21 protein-coding genes are annotated in these 19690 nt (G+C 45.6%); 5 read left to right on the top strand and 16 right to left on the bottom strand.

Annotated elements, in window-relative coordinates; translation table 11 throughout:
* Positions 1-62: 62 nt before the first annotated feature.
* The 13 genes from FU659_RS02900 to FU659_RS02840 all read right to left on the bottom strand — a co-directional run bounded on the left by FU659_RS02900 (position 63) and on the right by FU659_RS02840 (position 11993).
* Entirely contained in the window at positions 63-257 is a 195-nt protein-coding gene (locus FU659_RS02900; protein WP_187273861.1) for a hypothetical protein, read from the bottom strand.
* A gap of 16 nt (positions 258-273) precedes the next feature.
* Complete coding sequence (locus FU659_RS02895) at positions 274-1974, bottom strand: copper resistance CopC/CopD family protein (protein ID WP_187273860.1); 1701 nt, start codon at positions 1972-1974, stop codon at positions 274-276.
* Entirely contained in the window at positions 1937-2341 is a 405-nt protein-coding gene (locus FU659_RS02890; protein WP_147946162.1) for a DUF2203 domain-containing protein, read from the bottom strand. The genes FU659_RS02895 and FU659_RS02890 overlap by 38 nt, the downstream gene beginning before the upstream one ends.
* Positions 2342-2383: 42 nt before the next feature.
* Positions 2384-2866, bottom strand: a complete 483-nt coding sequence (gene nikR / locus FU659_RS02885) for a nickel-responsive transcriptional regulator NikR (RefSeq protein ID WP_147946161.1) — start codon at positions 2864-2866, stop codon at positions 2384-2386.
* 173 nt (positions 2867-3039) lie between these two features.
* On the bottom strand, positions 3040-4797 hold the full coding sequence (locus FU659_RS02880; RefSeq protein ID WP_147946160.1) for a GGDEF domain-containing response regulator: 1758 nt from the start codon (positions 4795-4797) through the stop codon (positions 3040-3042).
* Between the two features lie 47 nt (positions 4798-4844).
* Positions 4845-5228 carry a response regulator gene (locus tag FU659_RS02875; RefSeq protein WP_147946159.1) on the bottom strand — a complete coding sequence of 128 codons (384 nt, stop codon included), beginning with the start codon at positions 5226-5228 and terminating at the stop codon, positions 4845-4847.
* Between the two features lie 91 nt (positions 5229-5319).
* Entirely contained in the window at positions 5320-5697 is a 378-nt protein-coding gene (locus FU659_RS02870; protein ID WP_147946158.1) for a gamma-glutamylcyclotransferase family protein, read from the bottom strand.
* Between the two features lie 148 nt (positions 5698-5845).
* Complete coding sequence (locus FU659_RS02865; protein WP_147946157.1) at positions 5846-6133, bottom strand: CD3324 family protein; 288 nt, start codon at positions 6131-6133, stop codon at positions 5846-5848.
* Between the two features lie 668 nt (positions 6134-6801).
* Positions 6802-7560 carry a LamB/YcsF family protein gene (locus tag FU659_RS02860; RefSeq protein WP_261807574.1) on the bottom strand — a complete coding sequence of 253 codons (759 nt, stop codon included), beginning with the start codon at positions 7558-7560 and terminating at the stop codon, positions 6802-6804.
* A gap of 85 nt (positions 7561-7645) precedes the next feature.
* Positions 7646-8671, bottom strand: a complete 1026-nt coding sequence (locus tag FU659_RS02855) for a 5-oxoprolinase subunit C family protein (protein WP_147946156.1) — start codon at positions 8669-8671, stop codon at positions 7646-7648.
* A complete protein-coding gene (pxpB, locus tag FU659_RS02850) occupies positions 8661-9413 on the bottom strand; it encodes a 5-oxoprolinase subunit PxpB (protein ID WP_147946274.1) in 753 nt (250 codons plus the stop codon). The genes FU659_RS02855 and pxpB overlap by 11 nt, the downstream gene beginning before the upstream one ends.
* Positions 9410-10204, bottom strand: coding sequence for an alpha/beta hydrolase (locus FU659_RS02845; RefSeq protein ID WP_147946155.1), 795 nt, complete (start codon positions 10202-10204; stop codon positions 9410-9412). Before FU659_RS02845 ends, pxpB begins: the two co-directional genes overlap by 4 nt.
* Before the next feature lie 193 nt (positions 10205-10397).
* A complete protein-coding gene (locus tag FU659_RS02840) occupies positions 10398-11993 on the bottom strand; it encodes a bifunctional metallophosphatase/5'-nucleotidase (RefSeq protein WP_147946154.1) in 1596 nt (531 codons plus the stop codon).
* A 151-nt stretch (positions 11994-12144) separates the two neighbouring features.
* Between FU659_RS02840 and FU659_RS02835 the strand changes: the two genes are divergently transcribed.
* Positions 12145-13131 carry a phosphate/phosphite/phosphonate ABC transporter substrate-binding protein gene (locus FU659_RS02835; RefSeq protein WP_147946153.1) on the top strand — a complete coding sequence of 329 codons (987 nt, stop codon included), beginning with the start codon at positions 12145-12147 and terminating at the stop codon, positions 13129-13131.
* Between the two features lie 194 nt (positions 13132-13325).
* Complete coding sequence (locus FU659_RS02830; protein WP_147946152.1) at positions 13326-13562, top strand: hypothetical protein; 237 nt, start codon at positions 13326-13328, stop codon at positions 13560-13562.
* Between the two features lie 80 nt (positions 13563-13642).
* Here FU659_RS02830 and phnE read toward each other — a convergent pair whose 3' ends face one another.
* The 3 genes from phnE to FU659_RS02815 all read right to left on the bottom strand — a co-directional run bounded on the left by phnE (position 13643) and on the right by FU659_RS02815 (position 17182).
* Positions 13643-15217 (bottom strand): phosphonate ABC transporter, permease protein PhnE, encoded by a 1575-nt coding sequence (gene phnE / locus FU659_RS38690; protein ID WP_147946151.1) that lies wholly within the window; start codon positions 15215-15217, stop codon positions 13643-13645.
* A complete protein-coding gene (gene phnC / locus FU659_RS02820) occupies positions 15214-15987 on the bottom strand; it encodes a phosphonate ABC transporter ATP-binding protein (protein ID WP_147946150.1) in 774 nt (257 codons plus the stop codon). Before phnC ends, phnE begins: the two co-directional genes overlap by 4 nt.
* A gap of 169 nt (positions 15988-16156) precedes the next feature.
* Positions 16157-17182, bottom strand: coding sequence for a HoxN/HupN/NixA family nickel/cobalt transporter (locus FU659_RS02815; RefSeq protein WP_147946149.1), 1026 nt, complete (start codon positions 17180-17182; stop codon positions 16157-16159).
* Between the two features lie 208 nt (positions 17183-17390).
* On the opposite strand from FU659_RS02815, the gene FU659_RS02810 reads away from it, so the two are divergent.
* The 3 genes from FU659_RS02810 to FU659_RS02800 all read left to right on the top strand — a co-directional run bounded on the left by FU659_RS02810 (position 17391) and on the right by FU659_RS02800 (position 19567).
* Positions 17391-18170: a sensor histidine kinase gene (locus FU659_RS02810; RefSeq protein WP_261807573.1), complete on the top strand. Its 780-nt coding sequence runs from the start codon at positions 17391-17393 to the stop codon at positions 18168-18170.
* Complete coding sequence (locus tag FU659_RS02805) at positions 18167-18841, top strand: response regulator (RefSeq protein WP_147946148.1); 675 nt, start codon at positions 18167-18169, stop codon at positions 18839-18841. The genes FU659_RS02810 and FU659_RS02805 overlap by 4 nt, the downstream gene beginning before the upstream one ends.
* Before the next feature lie 96 nt (positions 18842-18937).
* Positions 18938-19567 (top strand): YcnI family copper-binding membrane protein, encoded by a 630-nt coding sequence (locus FU659_RS02800; protein WP_147946147.1) that lies wholly within the window; start codon positions 18938-18940, stop codon positions 19565-19567.
* The last annotated feature ends 123 nt before the right edge of the window (positions 19568-19690 follow it).

Genomic DNA, 19690 nt, shown 5'->3' with positions numbered 1-19690 from the left:
GACGGCTTCCCATGGACTTGATGCATCATTATTTGCATATTGTTTCTAAACATGCATGAACGTTATTGAATCGACGCCTTGATTCGCTGCAAAGCATCCATGAGAGCATCGATCTCCGCTCCCTTCAAACGAACGGTCACATAATTCGGTGAAATGCCGCCATCATTCACTTCAAGTAAAGCGGCCTTATCTTCATCATCTAGTTTTAAGGTTAATTGATCCTGATCAAGTATAGAATGCCAAGCCAAATCACTCACCCGCCTTCTGATTCTACTAATAAACGATGAATGCTTTGTGATACACCGTTTCGTTATCTTCCGCATCCATGACACGCATCTCTAAGTCCCAGTTTCCGCGGAAAGGAAGATACGCTCCCACAGCTTTGTAACTGTATTTAGCAAAACCATAAGACTCTTCTTGCGTTTGATCCTCGAATGCCGTTAATGGGACAGAAATAGGAGCGACATCTTCTGCATCCGTATAATGAAAGATCAACAAGACTTGCTTCGGTTTCCCTGCCTTCTCAGGAAGAAATACTTTGGCTAGAAACGTATTCGTTCCCTGCACCTTGGGTGTAATGTCAACGGAAACATGAACCTTCTCGCCCATTTGATGCCACTGCAACGGTTCATTAGCAGGGATAGGGGCCATATAGGTAATGATTCCGACAAGCAGCATAATGACAATCATCAGAGATAGATCCACCTTGATCCATGGAAAGGCTTTGTGCTCATTCTTGTTACGCATATATAAGCGAATAACAAAACCAACCATACCAACGAGCACAACAATCCCTATTTTCACAAGCAGCAAAATTCCCCATGTCGTGTAAAACAAGTAATGCAAGTTTGGTAAAAACAGCAATACCGACAAGGAACCTGTTATTGTCAGCACAATAATTGAGATAAAGGCCATCTTCGAGAAAGTCTTCATAAACATACGGATGTCATGATCTTGCTTACGCCATTTTGCATATAGAAGCATCAAGCCGCCCACCCATAAAGCCGAGGCTGCCAAATGAATGAAATCAAGTCCTATCGTGGCCCACGCTGGCGAAAAAGATGCCGCGTGACCGCTAAAACTCTTCATAGCAAGGAAACTTAAGGTCCATGCGATATCTAACCAAGCCCGTCTGCCCGCAAGCACAAATCCAAGAAAAGACAGAACCATAAGAACGATCCATGAAATTCCAATCGTCGTACCCGTAAAGAGCTGCCAAATCTCTTGAACACCTCCACCGCCCAACAAATCTTCGATATGCGTGAAAATAAGCAGCAGCAGCGCAACCAACTGAGCACGTTGAAGGTTCAATGTCCAAGAAGATAAAGCTTTCTTGACTTCTGCCCCTCCAGCGCTAGAAAACCTTAACCATATGATCCATCCCGTTAAGGCTAAAACCAAGAAATACCATATTCCGCGAGATAAATATTGCAGCAGTACCTTCGTAGTTAGCGGGCCTGCTCCGTGCTCATGCCCTTCGTGTGCAGACGGCAGATCCAATGTATCTTCTTGCGGCGGATTACCAATCGTAATGGGGTAACTTCCTCCAACGGGATGCCCATCTGCCGAAATGACATGGTAGCTGATCAAATAAACGCCCTCAGGCAGCTTCGGCAAATCAAGCTCTACACCTGTCCCCGCCTTGTTCAGGTGAGCTTTATTGTTTGTTGCCTCATTACCGTTGTGGTCGAATACTTTAATATAAAATAGACCTGCGTCCAATTGCTCATTAAAGGTCACCGTTACCTGAGCTGGCGACTCTTGCAGCTTGCTGCCCGACTCCGGCGTAGCTTCCACAAGGGACGCATGCGCAGACGCTGTCTGCGGCGCAATGACTGCGCTCCAAATAACGGTAGCTAGAATAAACATTAGAACGATAAACTTGAGTTGGAATCGTTTCAATCCATGAAAGATAGCTTTTTGCATCATTGCTCCTCTAATCCGAAATCGGTTTACGACCAGCAAAACCATCATGCTTGCCATGGTAGTATCGAATTCTGTCTTCTCCTTGTTTCCAGCAAAGCAGCACTTCTTGTCCATCCATTCGTGCCGGAAAGTCAACTAGACCTGTCACTATATCCTTGAGTTCAATACCCGTCGACTGAAAGTTGTGTATCAGACCGCGGGCCTCAATCTGAATAAATTCAAGTTCTGTTTCCATAAAAAAATAGGGGTCCTTCTCGCCTTTGCCAACGGCCCCAGCCTCCTCGTTCTTTTTTCTGCGAAGCTCTGTATATTTTTCCTCGAAATCACGTTTCAATGCTTGCATCTTTCTCAATTCCTGATCAACAAAGGGAAGCATACGATTCGCTTCTTCCAGACTGAAATATCTATCTGACATTATGCACCTCCTCGCCCTTATTTTAACAAATATCCAAACCAACTACGAATTGTGCGAATTTCTATGAGCATGAGAATGCCCACCTTCATGTTCGTGCGCCTGCCCATGGTCGTCCACATGCGTAACGGATAGCTCGGCATAGCCCACACCCTTCAATACTTGTATTCGCTGCTGAAGCTCTCTGAGCTCCATTACTTTACCGCGAACAACTAATATTTCCAAGCATTGCTGATGGTTCAAATGGATGTGCATCGTTGAAATAATAACATGATGGTAATCATGTTGAAGCTCCATTAGAGTCATTGGTAAATCACTAAACTCATGGTCATATACCATCACAATCGTTCCTGCGACGGTTTCATCAAGCTGCATAGAACTGGATTCAAGCAGCGCTTTGCGCGTAAGATCACGTATCGCTTCGGACCGGTTATCATAGCCTTGTAAAGCAATAAGGCGGTCATATTGTTCAATTAAGGATTGTGGCATTGAAATTCCGAAACGTACGAGAGTTTCTTTATCAGACATTCAATGAACTCCTTTCCAGCTTAACAGATTCTATTCTTACTCTAGCAGAAAGCTGCTCTCCAGCAAACCTCATTAGAAGTAAATTCGCAAGATGCTCACATCTTCATCCCAATCAACGTCATAACGGGCTAAAAAATAAAAAGAGGAGCAGGTATACACCTTCTCCCCATCTTTTATGTTAATTTCATCAAGAACTTCACGCGAACTTCAAGTTCAACTAAGGAGAATGGCTTGGTCATGTAATCATCGGCACCTAATTGAAGCCCTTTGACCATATCATCTTCCTTCTTTTTACCTGAAAGCATAAGGACCTTCATGTTTCTTTGAGCCAAATTAGGGTCCTTCCGCAGCTGCTCCAATACAGTAAATCCATCCAATTTTGGCATCATACCATCTAGGATACAAGCATCGAAGACGGTTTCCGATAATAAACGCAATGCCGCTTCTCCATCTGGAGCATGTGTAATTGAAATCGGTAAATGTTCCAAATGAGAAGTTAGGATGGCTCGCAAAATAGGATCATCATCCACGATCAACAGACGTTTCTTTGGTACAGGCACATGACGAGCTGATAAGGTTGGCTCCGCCAAGCTATCCTCTTCCGATGCCAGAAGAACACGATTTCGACCTTGTTGTTTAGCTTGATACATCGTCTCATCGGCTCTGGCTATCCAATCCTCAACGCTCATTCCCTGCTGCCACTCAGCAACGCCTGCCGAAAAAGTAATCGAAAAGGGTTGGCCGACATTATGCGCGACCGGATTAAGGCGGACTTTATCCAATATTTGCTGAATAGCGGCAGTAGCCTGTTCACCTGTCGTATTCGGAAGGGCAATAACGAATTCTTCTCCCCCAAAACGAGCCAGTAGGTCCGTCGTTCGCAAGTTAATCTGCAGAAGATGGGCCAAGCCCTGGAGAACCAGGTCTCCAACATGATGACCATAACTGTCATTGATGCGTTTGAAAAAATCAATATCAATGAATATGAGTGAGATCGATGCCGGATATCGCTCAATCCGTTGTAATTCCTGACCGATCTGAAGATGGAAATATCGACGATTGAATACACCTGTGAGAGGATCTCGGAAGGCAAGTTGTTCAAAGTTTTTGGTTCTTTTCAGAAGAGCATATATTCTTGCGGCTAATTCCTCATACTGGAATGGTTTCGTCACATAATCGTCGGCCCCCAGATGAAAGCAGCGTACTTTATCATTCAAATCATTACGGCCGGAAAGCACAATGAGTGGCAGCCATTTCAAAGTTGGATCTTCTTTCAGAAATTCGAACAGCTCATAACCGGATTGCGGATGCATCATAAGATCAAGGATGACTAAATCATACGTGTGCTCACGCAGCAACAGAATCGCAGATTCAACATCAGAAGCTTCGTCTACCATACAATCATCAAGCTGCAAACGCCGAGTTAAATAGCAGCGGAGCACTTCGTCATCATCAACAAGAAGCAAACGACCCTTCAATGTTCCCAGAAGGGATCCGCCGCTTGGGTCACGTTGTTCGTCTAATTCAATCTCAGTTACGCCGATGTCATATTCCATCGTCATTTCACGAAGTGCACTGTGACTGCGCTCTATGCTTTCAAGAATCGGCATGTCAAACAAAACAGCACTGCCGTTATCTTTATTTATCGACTGTGTCCATTCCCAAACTCGAACAAGCTCTTCGGCAATCTTACCTATACGCAAATACCCAAAAATAGGCGCACTCCCCTTGAGGGTATGTGCAATACGATAAAACTGCAATAAATCCTGATGGACAGGCAAGGTGCTTATCGTAACAAGCAAAGCAGCAAGTTGTTTCATTTGTTTATCAAATTCTCGAATAAACAGCTTCTTGCCTTGTTTTAAAATTCTTATATCTCGATCTGTTTCCGAACTTAGATGTGGATCAAGCTCTTCCTTTGAATTGCTCATAGCAGACAATCACCCTTTATATCTATCAAGTTATCTAAATCGTGGTTTCATTTTACCTGGCCTTTTAATAATTCCTGAACCGTGTCCAGCAGTTGAATGGGGCTGAACGGTTTAACGATATACGTCGTCACACCAGCAGCCTTGGCCTTCTCTTTATCTTTATCAAGCGCTTTGGCTGTTAATAAAATAAGAGGTAATTGCTTATTCGGATTATCGCTATTGCGCAGCCATTCACAAACTTCCACACCTGTTCGTTCAGGCATCATGTAATCGAGAATGATTAAATCATACACTTCTTTCTGCAGTTGTTCGATCGCTTGCTGACCGTCTTCAACCTCCGTAATCTCATAACCTTCGTCAGATAACGTTTCGGTAAGCAGAAAGCGAAGCGCCAATTCATCATCAGCGAGCAAAATTTTATACACAGACATAGCACGATTCCCCTCAATGTAGTTAATTCTTATAACTATACCATCTTGCAAGCTTGCAATAAATGGTGCATTCAAAATAAATGGAATGGTGTCACAAACCTTGTCCTTCGCTATACAATTTCCATGAAGAACCACTGATTTCTTTGAGTCCGCTAATATCTTCCCAAATATAAACCCAACCTTCACGGAGCCCATCCACATCAGGAACCCATACTCTTTCGTATTCATTAGAAGCTCCCGGACCCCGATATCCTTCTAGCACATCCATGGCTTCCAGTCCTTCTTTCGTAACTTCCAACCACTCGCCGACAACGTAATTCTCTTCCGTCAAAACAAGGGCAGGATAAGGGCCTGCATCATATAAACGTCCGTTTATGGTTCCAGGTTTCACAGATAACACAAATGGAGCTGCAATATGATGATTGCTCTCCCCGACAAGCAGCGTTCCATAAACAAATACCGAAAACATAGCCCTTCCTCCCCATTGATAAAAGCAAGTCTCTTTTACTCCAATTAATTCGCTGAGAAGTGAGATTTCCCTTCCTTTAAAGCGCCAGGAGTATCCTTTTGGAATTTATATAAATAAAAAAAAAGCAGAACCTCTGAGGTTACTGCTTCTATACTCGATTTGCTGTTAATTCGCGTGTTTTTACAATAATTTTGCGTATGCTGTCTTCCGAAAGGTGAAAGACCTTGATGAGCTCAAGTACGGTAGAGCCCGTCTGATACAACCGAAAAATTTCTTGATTTCTACGCTCAATAATAATCCTTGTTCCGTTATTTTCTCCCCATCCAGCGCGTTTTTGCTCTTTTTTAGGGATATATACAATTTCACCTTGGATATATTCTTGTAATTGTTTTAATAGGTTAGGGGGAAGAACGTCCTTCCCGTTCTTGTAACTCATGGATGAAAACCTCCTCAAATGTGTAGAGCAAAGTAAACTTTGTCTGATTTGCAGAGAGCATCTTCATCGGCCCCTAAACCTCCTATCATTCTCAAAAAATGGAATAAAAAAAACACGATCATAATCGTGCCTGTCGGTTGTATATGCAATTATACAATTCAGGTGAACGGTTATTCCAACGAATGATATTCAGTTAGGAGACGAGTACCTCTGCGGCGGCCGCAACATTCATCGCTACTGTCATTGTGTTGTTCATTTAATAGCACTCCCTTCACCGAATAGTTGTTTGTAGTCGTTTCAATACTTGCGTTCTTTACATTACATGTTTACTTGTCAATTATATGTAAAAAGCTTCTCGCTGTCTACCCGAAGATTATGGGGAGCCTTGCGGCCTCCGTAAAACAGTGGACTCTGCTTACGCAGAGACCACCTCAGTTTGTGTTGTAATCAATCTCGATCACTCCTTTCCTAAGGACTAAGCCGGCCGGCTACCTTTATATTTACTCATAAACGGGAGCAGGACTCAAGTGAAAAAACAGTTATATTGATTCTCTCCTGCTGGCGAGAAAAGTGGAACTTTTGCATTTCTCCCGACAACCATCTCATTTGTATAGCAAGGAGAAAAAATGAAGCACTCGTTGCAAAAAGCAAGCTCTGTTGTCGAAGAGCTATAGCTGCAGGGCCATAACCCTGATGCCCTGGCTATCCAGCAGCATGCGGATATCGCGCGCGAACTCCACGGCATGCACGCCGTCGCCGTGAAGGCAGATCGTGTCCGCGTGCATCCTCAGGTCCTCCCCCTCTGCGGTGAGGACCTTGCCTTCACGGACGAGCCGAACGACCTGCGCCGCAGCATCGGCGGCGCTGCTTACAAGCGCCCCAGGCTGCTCGCGAGGCGTGAGCGAACCGTCCCGCCGGTAAGTGCGGTCCGCGAATGCTTCGCTCGCGGTCCGCAGCCCCGCGGCGGCGCCCGCCCGCAGCAATTCGCTGCCGGGCGGGCCGAACAGCGTCAGCTCCGCGCTGACGCTCGCCGTTGCTGCCGCAATCGCCGCGGCAAGATCATGCCGCTTCGCCGCCATGTGGTAGAGCGCGCCATGCGGCTTAACGTGCTGCAAGCGTCCGCCTTCGGCGTGGACGAACGCTTGCAGCGCCCCGAGCTGATACAACGTCAGCTCGTAGGCTTCAGCCGGCGAAATAGCCAACTCGCGCCGGCCAAAGCCCTGCAGATCGGGAAGGCCCGGATGGGCCCCGATCGCAACGCCCTTGCGCAAGCACAGCTGCACGGTGCTGCGCATGGTTGCAGGATCGCCTGCGTGAAAGCCGCAGGCGATGTTGGCGGAGCTGACGTAATCCAGCAGCTCCGCGTCGCGGCCAAGACGATAAGCACCAAAGCCTTCGCCCATATCACAATTCAAATCGATTCGCACACTAGCAGCCTCCCCTTCATTTCGTCTTGCTTTATTGGAGTTTAGCCCGTTTTCTATTTCCCCTGTCTTTTTTGTGTCCAAACACTCAACGCTGATCTTGCGCCCAGGCCTTTAATCCAACCTCTAACAAACGTAAATCCAGCTCTCTCAGCACAATCTGTTCTTGCGCTTCCGCATGGCTGACTTCTCGAAATCGAAGCTGACCGCCAGGCTTCACTTGAGCAACTAATGGGAGATCGACACTGATGACATGAGCGATTCGCGGATAACCTCCAGTTGTTTGGCAGTCTGCCATAAGAAGGATCGGCTGACCGCTAGGCGGGACTTGAATCGTGCCCTGAACCACAGCTTCTGAAATCATTTCGCTGGATATGCCCTCTTCGATCACAAGCTTCTTGCCCTCCATCCGGTATCCCATGCGGTCGGATTGCGGAGTAACCAAATAAGGTTGAGACTGGAAATCATGCCTGCTCTGTTCCGTGAATGAGGCAGCCTCTCTGCCTAATAGGACACGAACAACAGGATTCTCTTCGTAAACCGGAGACATCCTAGTGCTCACAATTGGCGGAGTATGCAGCAGTCCCTTCTTCCCTGAATGACCCCAATGAGCTGTTGCATGATATAAACGGCTAGAAGACTGACCGGCTGCGCCGACCGGCAGTACATCCCCTTCTTGCAGCGCTCTGCCTTCATATCCACCTATACGAGCACGCAAATATGTACTTCTGCTGCCCATGACAGGCGAGCTGTCAAAGCCTCCGCCAACAGCCAAGTAAGCTCTGCATCCGTGCCGTGCATAATGAATATGGAGCTTCGATCCTTCATGAATGACAAAAGGAGACCAAAGAGGAACGAAAACCCCGTCCACATTAGCCTCCATATCGGCTCCGCATAGAGCTAAAAGCATATCTTTGTGCGCGTGTAAAACGGGCCCTTGCAGTGTCATTTCGAGTGTCGCCTTGTCAGCCGGATTCCCTACGAGTATATTGGCGACACGATGCGCAAAAAGGTCCATAGGTCCGGATGTAACTACGCCATATTTGCGCTGTCCGTATCGTCCCATGTCCTGTAAGGTTGTCAGCAAGCCAGGATTTATGACTTTAAAGCCCATACTCTGAGTTCCTTTCTGCTGCAAAATCAAACTGTTCCGGCGTTATCGCGACAAAACGGACCAAGTCCCCTACCTTCAACAAGGAGGGTATGTCTGCATGCGGCTGAAATAAAACAACAGGCGTGCGGCCAATCAGGTTCCAGCCTCCAGGCGTTTCAAGTGGATATATCCCCGTTTGAGCCCCTCCAATGCCTACAGATCCAGCACTAATTTTGGTCCGAGGGATTGCCTTTCGCGGCGTCTCCAAGCGCTTATCCAATCCGCCCAAATAAGGAAATCCCGGCGCAAATCCAATCAAATAAACCGGATACTCTTGTGCGGTGTGGCGCCGTACGATCTCATCAGAGCTAACGCCATGATAGGCGGCTACTTCTTCTAAGTCAGGTCCATAAATACCTCCGTAACAGACAGGAATGTCGACGGCTCGGACAGCTTCATCGCGTTCATTTTTCATTTCTTTTTCAAAATCAGCTATCGCCGTTTGGATATGTAAACGGACCATTTCGTAGGGAAGTAAGACATCTCGACTGGTACCGGACTGGTAAACAGTGAAGCAATCGTAATAAATCGTTATTGTCATATATGCCGCGACGATTTCTACAAAGCCTGCAAACTTATGTTTTTCTAAAAATGCAGTCAATTGGCGCACACGATTTAGCGTCACATAGTCGATGCTCGTACCAAGCCTTATGACGAGAGCTGAATCCCCGAGGCTATGGCATTGATAAGCAAGCTTTGTCATGCAAATTGCTGCTTTTTGAGCCATCTCGCGCAAAGCTCTGGCCATAAGCTGGCTTCCGGATGATTTTCTGCCAGTCCGATGCCATGCACACCACTTTCAAAGACATGCAAGTCAAAAGGGATTTTATGACGACTAAGCGCTCCGGCGAATAAGAGACTGTTCTCAACAGCAACCGCAGGATCATCCGCTGTATGCCACAGAAACGTTGGAGGCGTGTCCGACGTGACCTGAGTTTCGTTCGATAGAGAGGCCACCAATGCCTCCTCCGGTGTTTCACCCAACAAGTTATGTTTAGAGCCGACATGCGTAAATTCCCCGAATGTAATAACAGGATAGCACAGCACCATTAAATTGGGTCTACTGCTTTGTTTCTCAATCGGATCTTCAGCCTGTGTATTCCCAGCATCATAATGAGTGCCAGCTGTTGAGGCTAAGTGTCCGCCCGCAGAAAAGCCCAGAATACCGACTCGATTCGAATCTATTCCCCATTCCTCCGCATGATGCCTAACCATCCTTATCGCTCGTTGAGCATCTTGCAGTGGAGTTGGATGCTTATAAGGCGCCACACGATAGTTGAGGACAAACGCCGAAATACCTAGTCCGTTTAACCACTGGGCAACAGGCTCACCCTCATGATAGGCGCGGTTCCCATAACCTCCGCCCGGGCAAACGATAACAGCTGCACGCAGCCCTTCACCGGATACAGGATATAAGGACAAGCTTGGACATCCGGCATTCGCGCTGCCTTCACTTTCCCTCGCAGCTTCCGGCCACAATTCAATCGTATTCATGATAAATCCTCCAAATCATATTGTTGTTGTATCCTAATCATATCCAATTCTAACAATCTAGCAAAGTCCTAAAATGCGACGGGAATCAAATGAAAGGAAGTCCAAACCTATGAAATCATGAATAGACGAAAAAGCCGCAAACAAGAGAACGCCTCTGCGCTGAACTTGTTTACGACTTTCGTATGGAAGCCTTTTAATCCCAAATAACTTCCCAGTTGTTATTCACAGTGGCTTCGATCGTACCACGCTCCATAATGTATCCAGCCAAAAGTTCTGCTACATCCGTTGGGATATCCTTAACAACCGGTTTGTCTTGGAACATAGCATAATTGCCACCGCCTCCTGCACGGTAGTTGTTCATCACAACATCATAGGAAGCCTTGAGATCCAGTGGCTTGCCTTCACGCTCAAGCATGACGACACGTTCGCCGACAGGACGAGAGATATTGATTTTATACGTGATGCCTTCCCACATGTCATAGTTGTAATGCTGCGGCTTCGGATCTTTGAAACTGGCGCTTACTTCGATTGTACCTTCCGGTGTTCGATTGAAATATTGGGCAGATTGCTCCAGCGCATCCTTGATGTCCTGTCCCGAAATGCGGATCACTTTCAGCGTATTGGGATAAATATAGTTAGATACAATATCTCGCATCGTAATATCGGATGGAAACCCTGGTGAAATGTTATCAAAAAGTGCTGTATTGGAAATGGATGCCCCTGAGAGCTCCATTTGCACCCGATTAATGAACTCGATAAGTGCGTTGTCCTTCAAGCGAGTCTGCATCGGATCTTTAACCAGCATATCACCTGTCAACTTACCAATTGGCTGGTCAAGCCATTGTTGCGTCTTGTTTTCGTACTCATGGATCAATTCAATAAGCTTCATATCGGCTTCGATATTAGCAACGGATAAAAGCACCGATTGCTTCGCATCTATGTGCCATTTTCCTGCCGATAGCGATAGCTCCAATTCCACTTTGCCGAGTGTTACTCCCGCAGTCCCAGGTTGAACAATGACTACGCCATTGAGTTCTACACCAGCAAGGCTGCGGTGCTGATGGCCGGTAAGCAGAACATCGATTCCCTCTACCTCCATGCAAAGCCGATACCCTTGATTTTCACCTGTCAAAGGCTCTGTTGGTTCTCCGGTTACCAAATCTCTTTCAAAACCGCCATGATAAGAAACGACAACAACATCTACGTGTTCTTGCTGCTTCAAGATATGTACCCATTTTTTAGCCGTTTGCACAGCGTCTTCGAAACGAAGACCAACAATATGATTCGGATTTTCCCAATTCGGAATATACGGTGTTGTTAAACCCAATATGCCTACTCGAATGCCGCCTTCGAATTGCTTGATGATATAAGGCTTCCCTAAGAAAGGCTCTCCGCTGGCAGCATCCACAATACTTGCGCACAACCATGGGAACTCGGATTCATGAACAGCTTTGCGCAGCACATCAAGTCCATAGTTAAATTCATGATTGCCGAGAACAGCCGCATCGTAGCCCAAATAATTCAGTCCTAAAACCATAGGGTCAACAGGTTCATTATCTAATCTGGCATGATGATAAGCCAGTGGGGTGCCCTGAATAAGATCGCCATTATCAATTACAATGACATGCTGGTCCTTGCTTCGCTCTTCGGCAATAATAGCCGCAATTTTGGCTAAGCCAACCTCATTGGGCTGATTATTGGCGTAATGAATGGGCAGCATGCTGCCATGTAAATCACTCGTTTCCAAAATGCTAATTCGACATGTCTGATGTGTTGCGCTTTGTTCCATTATTCCCACTCCCACATATCCAATATTTTGTATTTATATACATATTTCTTGTCACTTTAACAAATACTTCACACTATCTTCCATATCACATGTGTTAATGTTATATTACTACGTAGGTAAAAGTAAATATTTAAACGGAGGTCAAAAAGAGATGATTAAAAAATTTACTGTCATTAGCTTGTCCATGATTGTTGCTGCAGGTGTGCTTGCAGGATGTGGTGCAAAGAAAGAAGACACCAAACCAGCCGCTTCCCCGGCAGCTTCCCCAGCAGCATCGACGAAAGCATCGGCAACTCCAGCTGCAGCAGGTTTCATTCCGAAAGAACTGAAAGTTCAATTCGTTCCTTCCCAAAATGCAGAAACGCTTGAAGCAAAAGCAAAGCCGCTTGAGAAATTACTCTCTGACAAACTTGGCATACCAGTTAAAGTGTCTGTTTCAACAGATTATAACGTGGTTATCGAAGCTATGGCTTCCAGACAAGTCGATATCGGCTTCTTGCCGCCAAGTAACTACGTTGTTGCCCATGATACTCGTAAAGCCGTTGATCTGGTTGCACAAGCGACTCGTCTTGGCGTTGATGATACAACAGGTCAACCTACCAAAGATCTTGTAGATTTCTACAAATCAGAAATCGTCGTAAAAGCAGATTCACCAATCAAGTCTGTAGCTGACTTGAAAGGCAAAAAAATGGGTTGGCAAGGTGTTACTTCCGCTGCCGGTTATGTATACCCAGGATTCGTATTGAAAAAAGCTGGCGTTGACCCAGTTAAAGACGTTACTGGCGTACAATTCCAAGGTCATGACAAAGCGATTATCGCTTTGCTTAACGGTCAAGTTGACGCAGTCGGCGTTTTCCAAGATATCCGTGCCAACATGACTAAAGACTATCCGGACATTTTCAAACAAACGCGTATTCTTGCTTTCTCCGATAAAATTCCTAATGATACGATTGCTGTTCGCTCCGATATGGATGCAACTTGGAAAAAGAAAATTCAAGACGCATTTATCGCAATCGGCAACGATCCAGAAGGCCAAAAAGTCATTTTCGATGTGTACTCACACAAAGGTTATGTAGCTTCTGACGATGCTAAATTCGATATCGTACGTAGTGTTAACAAAGAAATGGGCTTGAAATAAGCGAATTGGAATGAACTAAGAAATCCCCCTTACGTACTCTTATTCAGAGTCGCAATGGGGGATTTTTGTGTACTAGTCGCTTTCACCGTAACATAGTATGATTGTGGTGTCCAAGAGTATGTATAAGCCTTATTCCATTTTTCGTGTGATGAATCCAGACTTGGACCTGTCATTACTTAGGTGAGGTGAAATCGATGTTTCAAGCACTCATAACCAGTAAAAATACCGTGTGTATTCGCTGCGGCAACGACGATATTCAAGGAATCATCTCTACCTACTATGCACCCTTTCAACTATTGAAAATTAATAATATCCTCATTCCGATTGAAATGATCGAACATATTGAAGTGCTCGAAGCAGCCGATACAGCTGTCACAAGACGAACACTTCAAAGAAATTACGCTTTACATCTGGTTTCCAAGCAGCACTAAGCAGGGAGAGTCCAGAATGTTGCCGCGGTTCGTTTCTTTGCCGGAAACAAAAAGACGCCTCTTAACGGCGTCTTTTTGCTCTATACAATTCGTTTGCGCAGCGTTGCGGAAATGTAATCAATAATCGAGACGGTAATAATAATTCCAATGATAATAATACCTACACGCGGCCACTGTCTGGCATTAATGGCAAATACGAGCGGAGTACCGATACCGCCTGCGCCGATAACACCTAACAGCGTCGCAGAACGTACGTTGATCTCAAAACGGAACAAGGTATACGAGATGAAGTCTGGGATTACCTGAGGCACGATAGCGAACGCCATCTTCTGCCAAACGTTAGCCCCAACTGCTGTCATCGCCTCCGTAGGCCCCATGTCCATGTTCTCGATGGCTTCGGCGTAAAGTTTGCCTAACATACCAACGGAATGCAGTCCGAGCGCCATGACACCGGCAAATGCGCCTGGACCTACGGCTTTGATAAAGATTAAGGCCATAATGATTTCCGGAATCGTACGAACCACACTGAGGAACAATTTTCCTGAACCGGAAACTGCACGTCTGCGGCTCAGATTCGATGCGGCCCAGAACGCGAACGGCAGACAGACAATCGCTGAAACGAAATTACCTAGATAGGAAATAGATAAAGTTTCGAGCAAGGAGCGAATTAAATCTTCCCCTTCAGGGATATATACGTAAGCCCAGTCTGGATGAGTAAGTCCCTTAAACATCGCTTTAGTAAGAATCCAAGTCGTTGGCTGGAAACCAGTTAATTTCAAACCTGTGAAAGACCAGATCAATAAAGCAATGACGACCAACCAGCCGATAATCATATACGATTTGGAACGTGATGCCGAGACTGGCTTCGCGCTGCCTTTTAACAAGAAAGAGCGGAATCGCGTACTAATCAAGTCGATGATGACAACGACAATAAGTGTGTAAATAACAATCGCACAGGCTTGATCATAACGGAACAGATCAAGCGAGTTTTTGAGCAGCAAACCGATACCTCCGGCTCCTACTAATCCGAGAATAGCGGATGCCCGGATGCTTACTTCAAAGGTATACAGCAAATGAGCCAAATAAGTAGGCGCAACTTGCGGAATAACGCCAAAACGAATGAGCTTGAGCTTGTTCGCGCCAACGGCTGTCATAGCTTCAAGCGGCCCCGGATCAATGGCCTCGGTAGATTCATAAGAAAGCTTCGACAAAATACCGAAGGTGAAGAAAATTAGCGCAAGCGTACCTGCTGTTGGCCCGAAACCAACTAATACCGCAAATATGGCTGCATAGAGCAAGTCAGGAATGGTCCGACATAGATTCATTAATAATCGGGCCGGATAGAACAGCCATGGCGTCGTATTGACGTTACGGGCTGCTAAGAGCGCCATCGGATAAGCGAACAAAGCACCCACGATTGTCCCGATAATCGACATCTGCAGCGTCTCCGCCATCGGCTTCCAAATATCAGCAAAAAATTGCCAATCTGGCGGGAACATTTCGGCAATGAATTTAAAAATTTCCGGTGTGCCGGAGATAAGCTTTGTTAACGTCGCTTCCGTTTGATAAATACTCCCGATCAGGAAAAGAACCATAATCAGGATGGTCAGATACAACTTCGTACGAGGAGGCTTCTTGACGGTTTTTACACTCATCCCTCCTGCACCCCCAGCAGTTCATCTTTCTTAATGGCCCGGCCATAAATTTCGGAGAATACCTCATCCGTCGCTTCAGCTACGGGTCCATCATAGACAACTTTACCTGCACGAAGTCCGATAATACGTGTCGCGTACTCACGTGCAAGATCAATAAAGTGAAGGTTGACAACCGTTGTGATGCCTAGCTCCGTATTAATTCTTTTCAAATCATCCATAACTTGTCTTGTCGTCAAAGGGTCCAGGGAGGCAACAGGCTCGTCCGCCAAAATAATTTTTGCTTCTTGCGCCAAGGCTCTGGCGATAGAAACACGCTGCTGTTGACCACCGGACAATTCATCAGCGCGTGAATAAGCTTTCTCTCGAATATTAACGCGCTCCATCGCTTTTAAGGAAAGCTCAATATCTTCTTTGGGAAATAGTCCCAACACGGTTCTCAGCGTGGAATGGTAGCCAACACGGCCCGATAAGACGTTGCGAATCACGGTAGAACGTTTAACCAGATTAAAAGTTTGGAAAATCATCCCGATATCTCTGCGCATACGGCGCAATTCGGCACCTTTCGCCATCGTAATCGATTTGCCATCTATTAAAATTTGTCCATCTGTTGTTTCATGCAAACGATTGATGGAGCGAAGCAAAGTAGATTTCCCTGCACCCGAAAGACCAACAATAACAACAAATTCCCCAGGTTGAATGGTCAGGTTAATGTCATTAAGTCCTACCGTACCATTAGGATATACTTTGGAAATGTGTTTAAACTCAATCATATAAGTCCTACTTTCTTTACATAGTATCAAATTATCAGACAGACTACATTCAACGTTTTTCAGCAAAATCCTTTTTTCCATAATAACCTTTAGAAAAAATTCATATTCCATTGTTCACCATAACAAAAAAAAATAGCATCAGCAATAAAACTGAGGCTATTTCCAAAAATTAAGTCTTAGCGCTCCAGCGTTCCTCAATCCGCAGCCATTTCCAAATACCTACGGAAACAGCCCAAGCCAAAACGAACAAAGCGACCAAGATGTACCCCAGCGTGCCAAAATCCAGATCCTGCAGCCAGGACCAGAACGTTCCTTCCCAACCAAATTGTTCAGAAATGACCTGTCCTAATTCAACCACACCAATGATCAATGCTGCTAACACGGCTAATGTGGTTACGGTCAAATTATAGTATAGCTTTCTTACAGGTGTATGGAACGCCCATTTGTAGGCTTTCGTCATAAACATGCCATCGGCCGTGTCGAACAGACTCATGCCGGCCGCAAACAGCAATGGCAGAGAAAGGACACCGATGAACGGTATGGCTTCCTTGGCAGCGTGTGCCGAGATCGCCAGTAAAGCAATTTCACTCGCGGTGTCGAAGCCCAGACCGAACAAGAAACCCAACGGATATACATGCCAGCTTTTGCTAATAAAAGCGAACAACGGCTTGATCATTCTGGCTATGAGTCCACGCGACTCCAACAGCTCTTCAAACTCATTATCGTTATATTCTCCGCCACGAAATTTGCGAAACAGCTTATATAGGTTAAGTAGAATAAGAAGGTTCAAAATGCCGATAAGAACCAGAAAAAGTCCTGAAACCGATGCACCGATGATACCGCCGAAGCTTTGCAGCCACGGTAATTCCTTTTCTGCCCATTTTACGGAAAATGCGGTCGCTATGGCCATTAAGAAAACGACCGACGAATGTCCAAGCGAGAAGTAGAAACCGACGCCTAGCGGATTTTTTTTCTGCTGGACAAGTTTGCGAACCGTATTATCAATAGCGGCAATATGGTCAACGTCGAAAGCATGCCGCATACCTAACGTGTAGGCAAGCAGACCAATTCCCCAAAAGGCAGGCGATGCCTTCGCAGCGCTATACAGTCCAAATATTCCTACAATGTGTAAGATGGCAATACAAATAACATAGCCACCCCAGCTTTTTTTCTGCTGCATCATCGTCTTCCACATACAATCTTCCACCATGCCCTTCCAGTCGTGCTACGAATTAATAATAATGTAGCACACGTGTGCATACTTGAAAAGTCTCAAAGCTTTTTTTTGTGAAGAATTCTAATATTTATCCTGATATAATAGAAACCATTCCAATTTATAGTTGCCGCTAAGGAGATGAGACGTTAAATGTCTTTACGTGTTTTAAAGTTATTTACAATTCTAATTGCCTGTCTTCATCATTGGTGGGTTTGAGTATATTCGTCATGAATTTCTGCTTAACTATTTGACGATGGAGGCCGGCAATTTTACGATTACTTTGATTACCTTGCTGCTTTCTTACTTATTTGCTTCTTGGATGTTCCAGAGCATTGAGCGCAGCAACGAGAAGTTAACTCATGTAGAGGCCCGCAGAGCGGTGTATGAAGAGCGAGAGCGGTTGGCCAGAGAGCTGCACGATGATTTGGCTCAAACGCTGTTCTTTTTAAATGTTAAATTAAAACAAGGGCATTTGGACGAAGCTAAGGCAGCGGTTTCTGAAATTGACAACTCGCTGAGACAAGCCATCTTCAACCTGCGAACGCCGCCTGAAGAAGGCTCAGGCTTTGAACAACGCATTCATAAATACTTGCAGGATTGGCAGCTGGCAGCAGGTATTGAACTGCAGGAAAACCTGGATATTGAACAGCAACGCTTCTCTTCCGTAGAAGAAGTGCAGCTATTTGGCATTATTCAAGAAGCTTTTACAAATATTCGAAAACATTCCATGGCGACAGAAGCCAGGATTGATCTATGCGCCCGTCCATCGGGATGGCGACTTCAAATAACTGACAATGGCTGTGGATTACAGCAAAGCAAAGCTAAAAGCAAAAAGTATGGCATTGAGCTTATGCAGAAGAGAGCCATGGAGCTGGGTGCAACCTTTGTGCTGCATTCCAAAGAAATTGACGCTTCGCAGCAAGTAACCGAACTTCTAGTAACCGCCGAAAGGGGACCCGCAGAATGACACAAAATCAACCATATCGCGTGCTGATCGTTGACGATCATCCGCTTGCCAGAAAGGCTATTCGCAGTATGCTGGAGCCTGTCTCAGACTTCGATATCGTAGGCGAAGCCAGTCATGGCGAGGAGGCCATTTTCTTATGCGGCTCTGTATCGCCTGACGTAGTGCTTATGGATATTCACATGTCTCCTATGGGAGGTCTAGAAGCGACGCGGCAGATCAAACAAATATACGGCTCGTCCATTCGTATTGTTATACTGACTGTGTCCGACGACGTCGCCGACCTCTTCACAGCCCTGCAATTCGGTGCCCAAGGTTACCTATTGAAAAATATGGACCCTGACGAATGGCTCACGTATCTGCGTGCCCTGTTGGACGACAATTCCGATGTCGCCAGACGAATGGCGGACAAGCTATTCCATCGGTTTCGCGCACCGATTAGCGCACATACGGAAGGACCCACCCCAAGCATGCTTACCTCGCGAGAGCAGGAAATCACCGCTTATGTAGCACTTGGCAATAATAACAGGCAGATTGCCGAAAAGCTTCTCATTTCCGAACATACGGTCAAAAATCATATGAAAAACATTTTAGAAAAACTGCAGCTTGAGAATCGCGTTCAACTAACCGCTTTCGCCATTAAGTTCGGATTGACACGAAAAGGACAAATCTAGTCGAAAAAATAGCCCGTTAGAGTCATATTCTTATGCTTGCCGTTCCAGTAACATGGACAACATGATAAGAGTTGATTTGAAAGGGGTTCACGATTTATGTTTAAGAAATTAATGTTAAATGCAAGTGTTTTCCTGATTGTATCCATGCTTCTTGCCGGTATCGCAAGCGCTCATGTGGTTGTGTATCCGAAAGAATCCACACAAGGCAGTTATGAGAAGTTTACTGTTCGCGTGCCGAACGAGAAAGATATTCCTACTGTTAAAGTAGAAGTGAAATTTCCGCTTGATTCCGTAGCAATCTCCCGCTTCGAGCCCAAAGCAGGCTGGACTTACGAACTGGCCAAAGATAGCGCCGGCAAAATTACAGGCGTCACTTGGAACGCAACCGGAGATGGATTATCCAGCACGGAATTCGGTGATTTCAGCATGCAGGGTAAAGTCGCTGACACGGCTACCCAAATTGTGTGGAAAGCTTACCAAACTTACAAAGACGGCAGTGTCGTAGAATGGGTTGGCGCAGATGGCGCTGACAAGCCCGCTTCTGTCACGACGGTTAAAGCCAAGACAGCCGCAGGTGCTACAACGGACAGTCATGGTCAAGTAACAACCGGTAAAGCAGAAGCTGCCAGCTCGTCCTCCTCCAATACATCCTTATACCTGTCCATTGTGGCTGTTGTATTAGGCGCATTAGCCTTGATTGTTTCGATCACAAAAAAGCGCAGATAAAAGAAAAAGGACCCTCCAGATTAAGAGGCCACTGAAAAAGTCCACAAAAAATAAACAGGTATCTTTTGCGCAATTTATTTGTGTGAAAGACGCCTGTTTTTTTGTATAATAAAGGTATCAAAA

It is taken from the genome of Paenibacillus sp. N3.4 (assembly GCF_008017805.1).
Taxonomy (GTDB): domain Bacteria; phylum Bacillota; class Bacilli; order Paenibacillales; family NBRC-103111; genus Paenibacillus_E.
The sequence above is the reverse complement of the archived record's forward strand: the minus strand, read 5'-3'. Positions and strand labels throughout refer to the sequence as shown.

Bases quoted from the DNA above. Each gene is read 5' to 3' on its own strand.
- FU659_RS02895 (WP_187273860.1), bottom strand. From the start codon at position 1,974: ATGATGGTTTTGCTGGTCGTAAACCGATTTCGGATTAGAGGAGCAATG.
- FU659_RS02890 (WP_147946162.1), bottom strand. From the start codon at position 2,341: ATGTCAGATAGATATTTCAGTCTGGAAGAAGCGAATCGTATGCTTCCC.
- nikR (WP_147946161.1), bottom strand. From the start codon at position 2,866: ATGTCTGATAAAGAAACTCTCGTACGTTTCGGAATTTCAATGCCACAA.
- FU659_RS02880 (WP_147946160.1), bottom strand. From the start codon at position 4,797: ATGAGCAATTCAAAGGAAGAGCTTGATCCACATCTAAGTTCGGAAACA.
- FU659_RS02875 (WP_147946159.1), bottom strand. From the start codon at position 5,228: ATGTCTGTGTATAAAATTTTGCTCGCTGATGATGAATTGGCGCTTCGC.
- FU659_RS02870 (WP_147946158.1), bottom strand. From the start codon at position 5,697: ATGTTTTCGGTATTTGTTTATGGAACGCTGCTTGTCGGGGAGAGCAAT.
- FU659_RS02865 (WP_147946157.1), bottom strand. From the start codon at position 6,133: ATGAGTTACAAGAACGGGAAGGACGTTCTTCCCCCTAACCTATTAAAA.
- FU659_RS02855 (WP_147946156.1), bottom strand. From the start codon at position 8,671: ATGGGCTTTAAAGTCATAAATCCTGGCTTGCTGACAACCTTACAGGAC.
- pxpB (WP_147946274.1), bottom strand. From the start codon at position 9,413: ATGACAAAGCTTGCTTATCAATGCCATAGCCTCGGGGATTCAGCTCTC.
- FU659_RS02845 (WP_147946155.1), bottom strand. From the start codon at position 10,204: ATGAATACGATTGAATTGTGGCCGGAAGCTGCGAGGGAAAGTGAAGGC.
- FU659_RS02840 (WP_147946154.1), bottom strand. From the start codon at position 11,993: ATGGAACAAAGCGCAACACATCAGACATGTCGAATTAGCATTTTGGAA.
- FU659_RS02835 (WP_147946153.1), top strand. From the start codon at position 12,145: ATGATTAAAAAATTTACTGTCATTAGCTTGTCCATGATTGTTGCTGCA.
- FU659_RS02830 (WP_147946152.1), top strand. From the start codon at position 13,326: ATGTTTCAAGCACTCATAACCAGTAAAAATACCGTGTGTATTCGCTGC.
- phnE (WP_147946151.1), bottom strand. From the start codon at position 15,217: ATGAGTGTAAAAACCGTCAAGAAGCCTCCTCGTACGAAGTTGTATCTG.
- phnC (WP_147946150.1), bottom strand. From the start codon at position 15,987: ATGATTGAGTTTAAACACATTTCCAAAGTATATCCTAATGGTACGGTA.
- FU659_RS02815 (WP_147946149.1), bottom strand. From the start codon at position 17,182: ATGTGGAAGACGATGATGCAGCAGAAAAAAAGCTGGGGTGGCTATGTT.
- FU659_RS02805 (WP_147946148.1), top strand. From the start codon at position 18,167: ATGACACAAAATCAACCATATCGCGTGCTGATCGTTGACGATCATCCG.
- FU659_RS02800 (WP_147946147.1), top strand. From the start codon at position 18,938: ATGTTTAAGAAATTAATGTTAAATGCAAGTGTTTTCCTGATTGTATCC.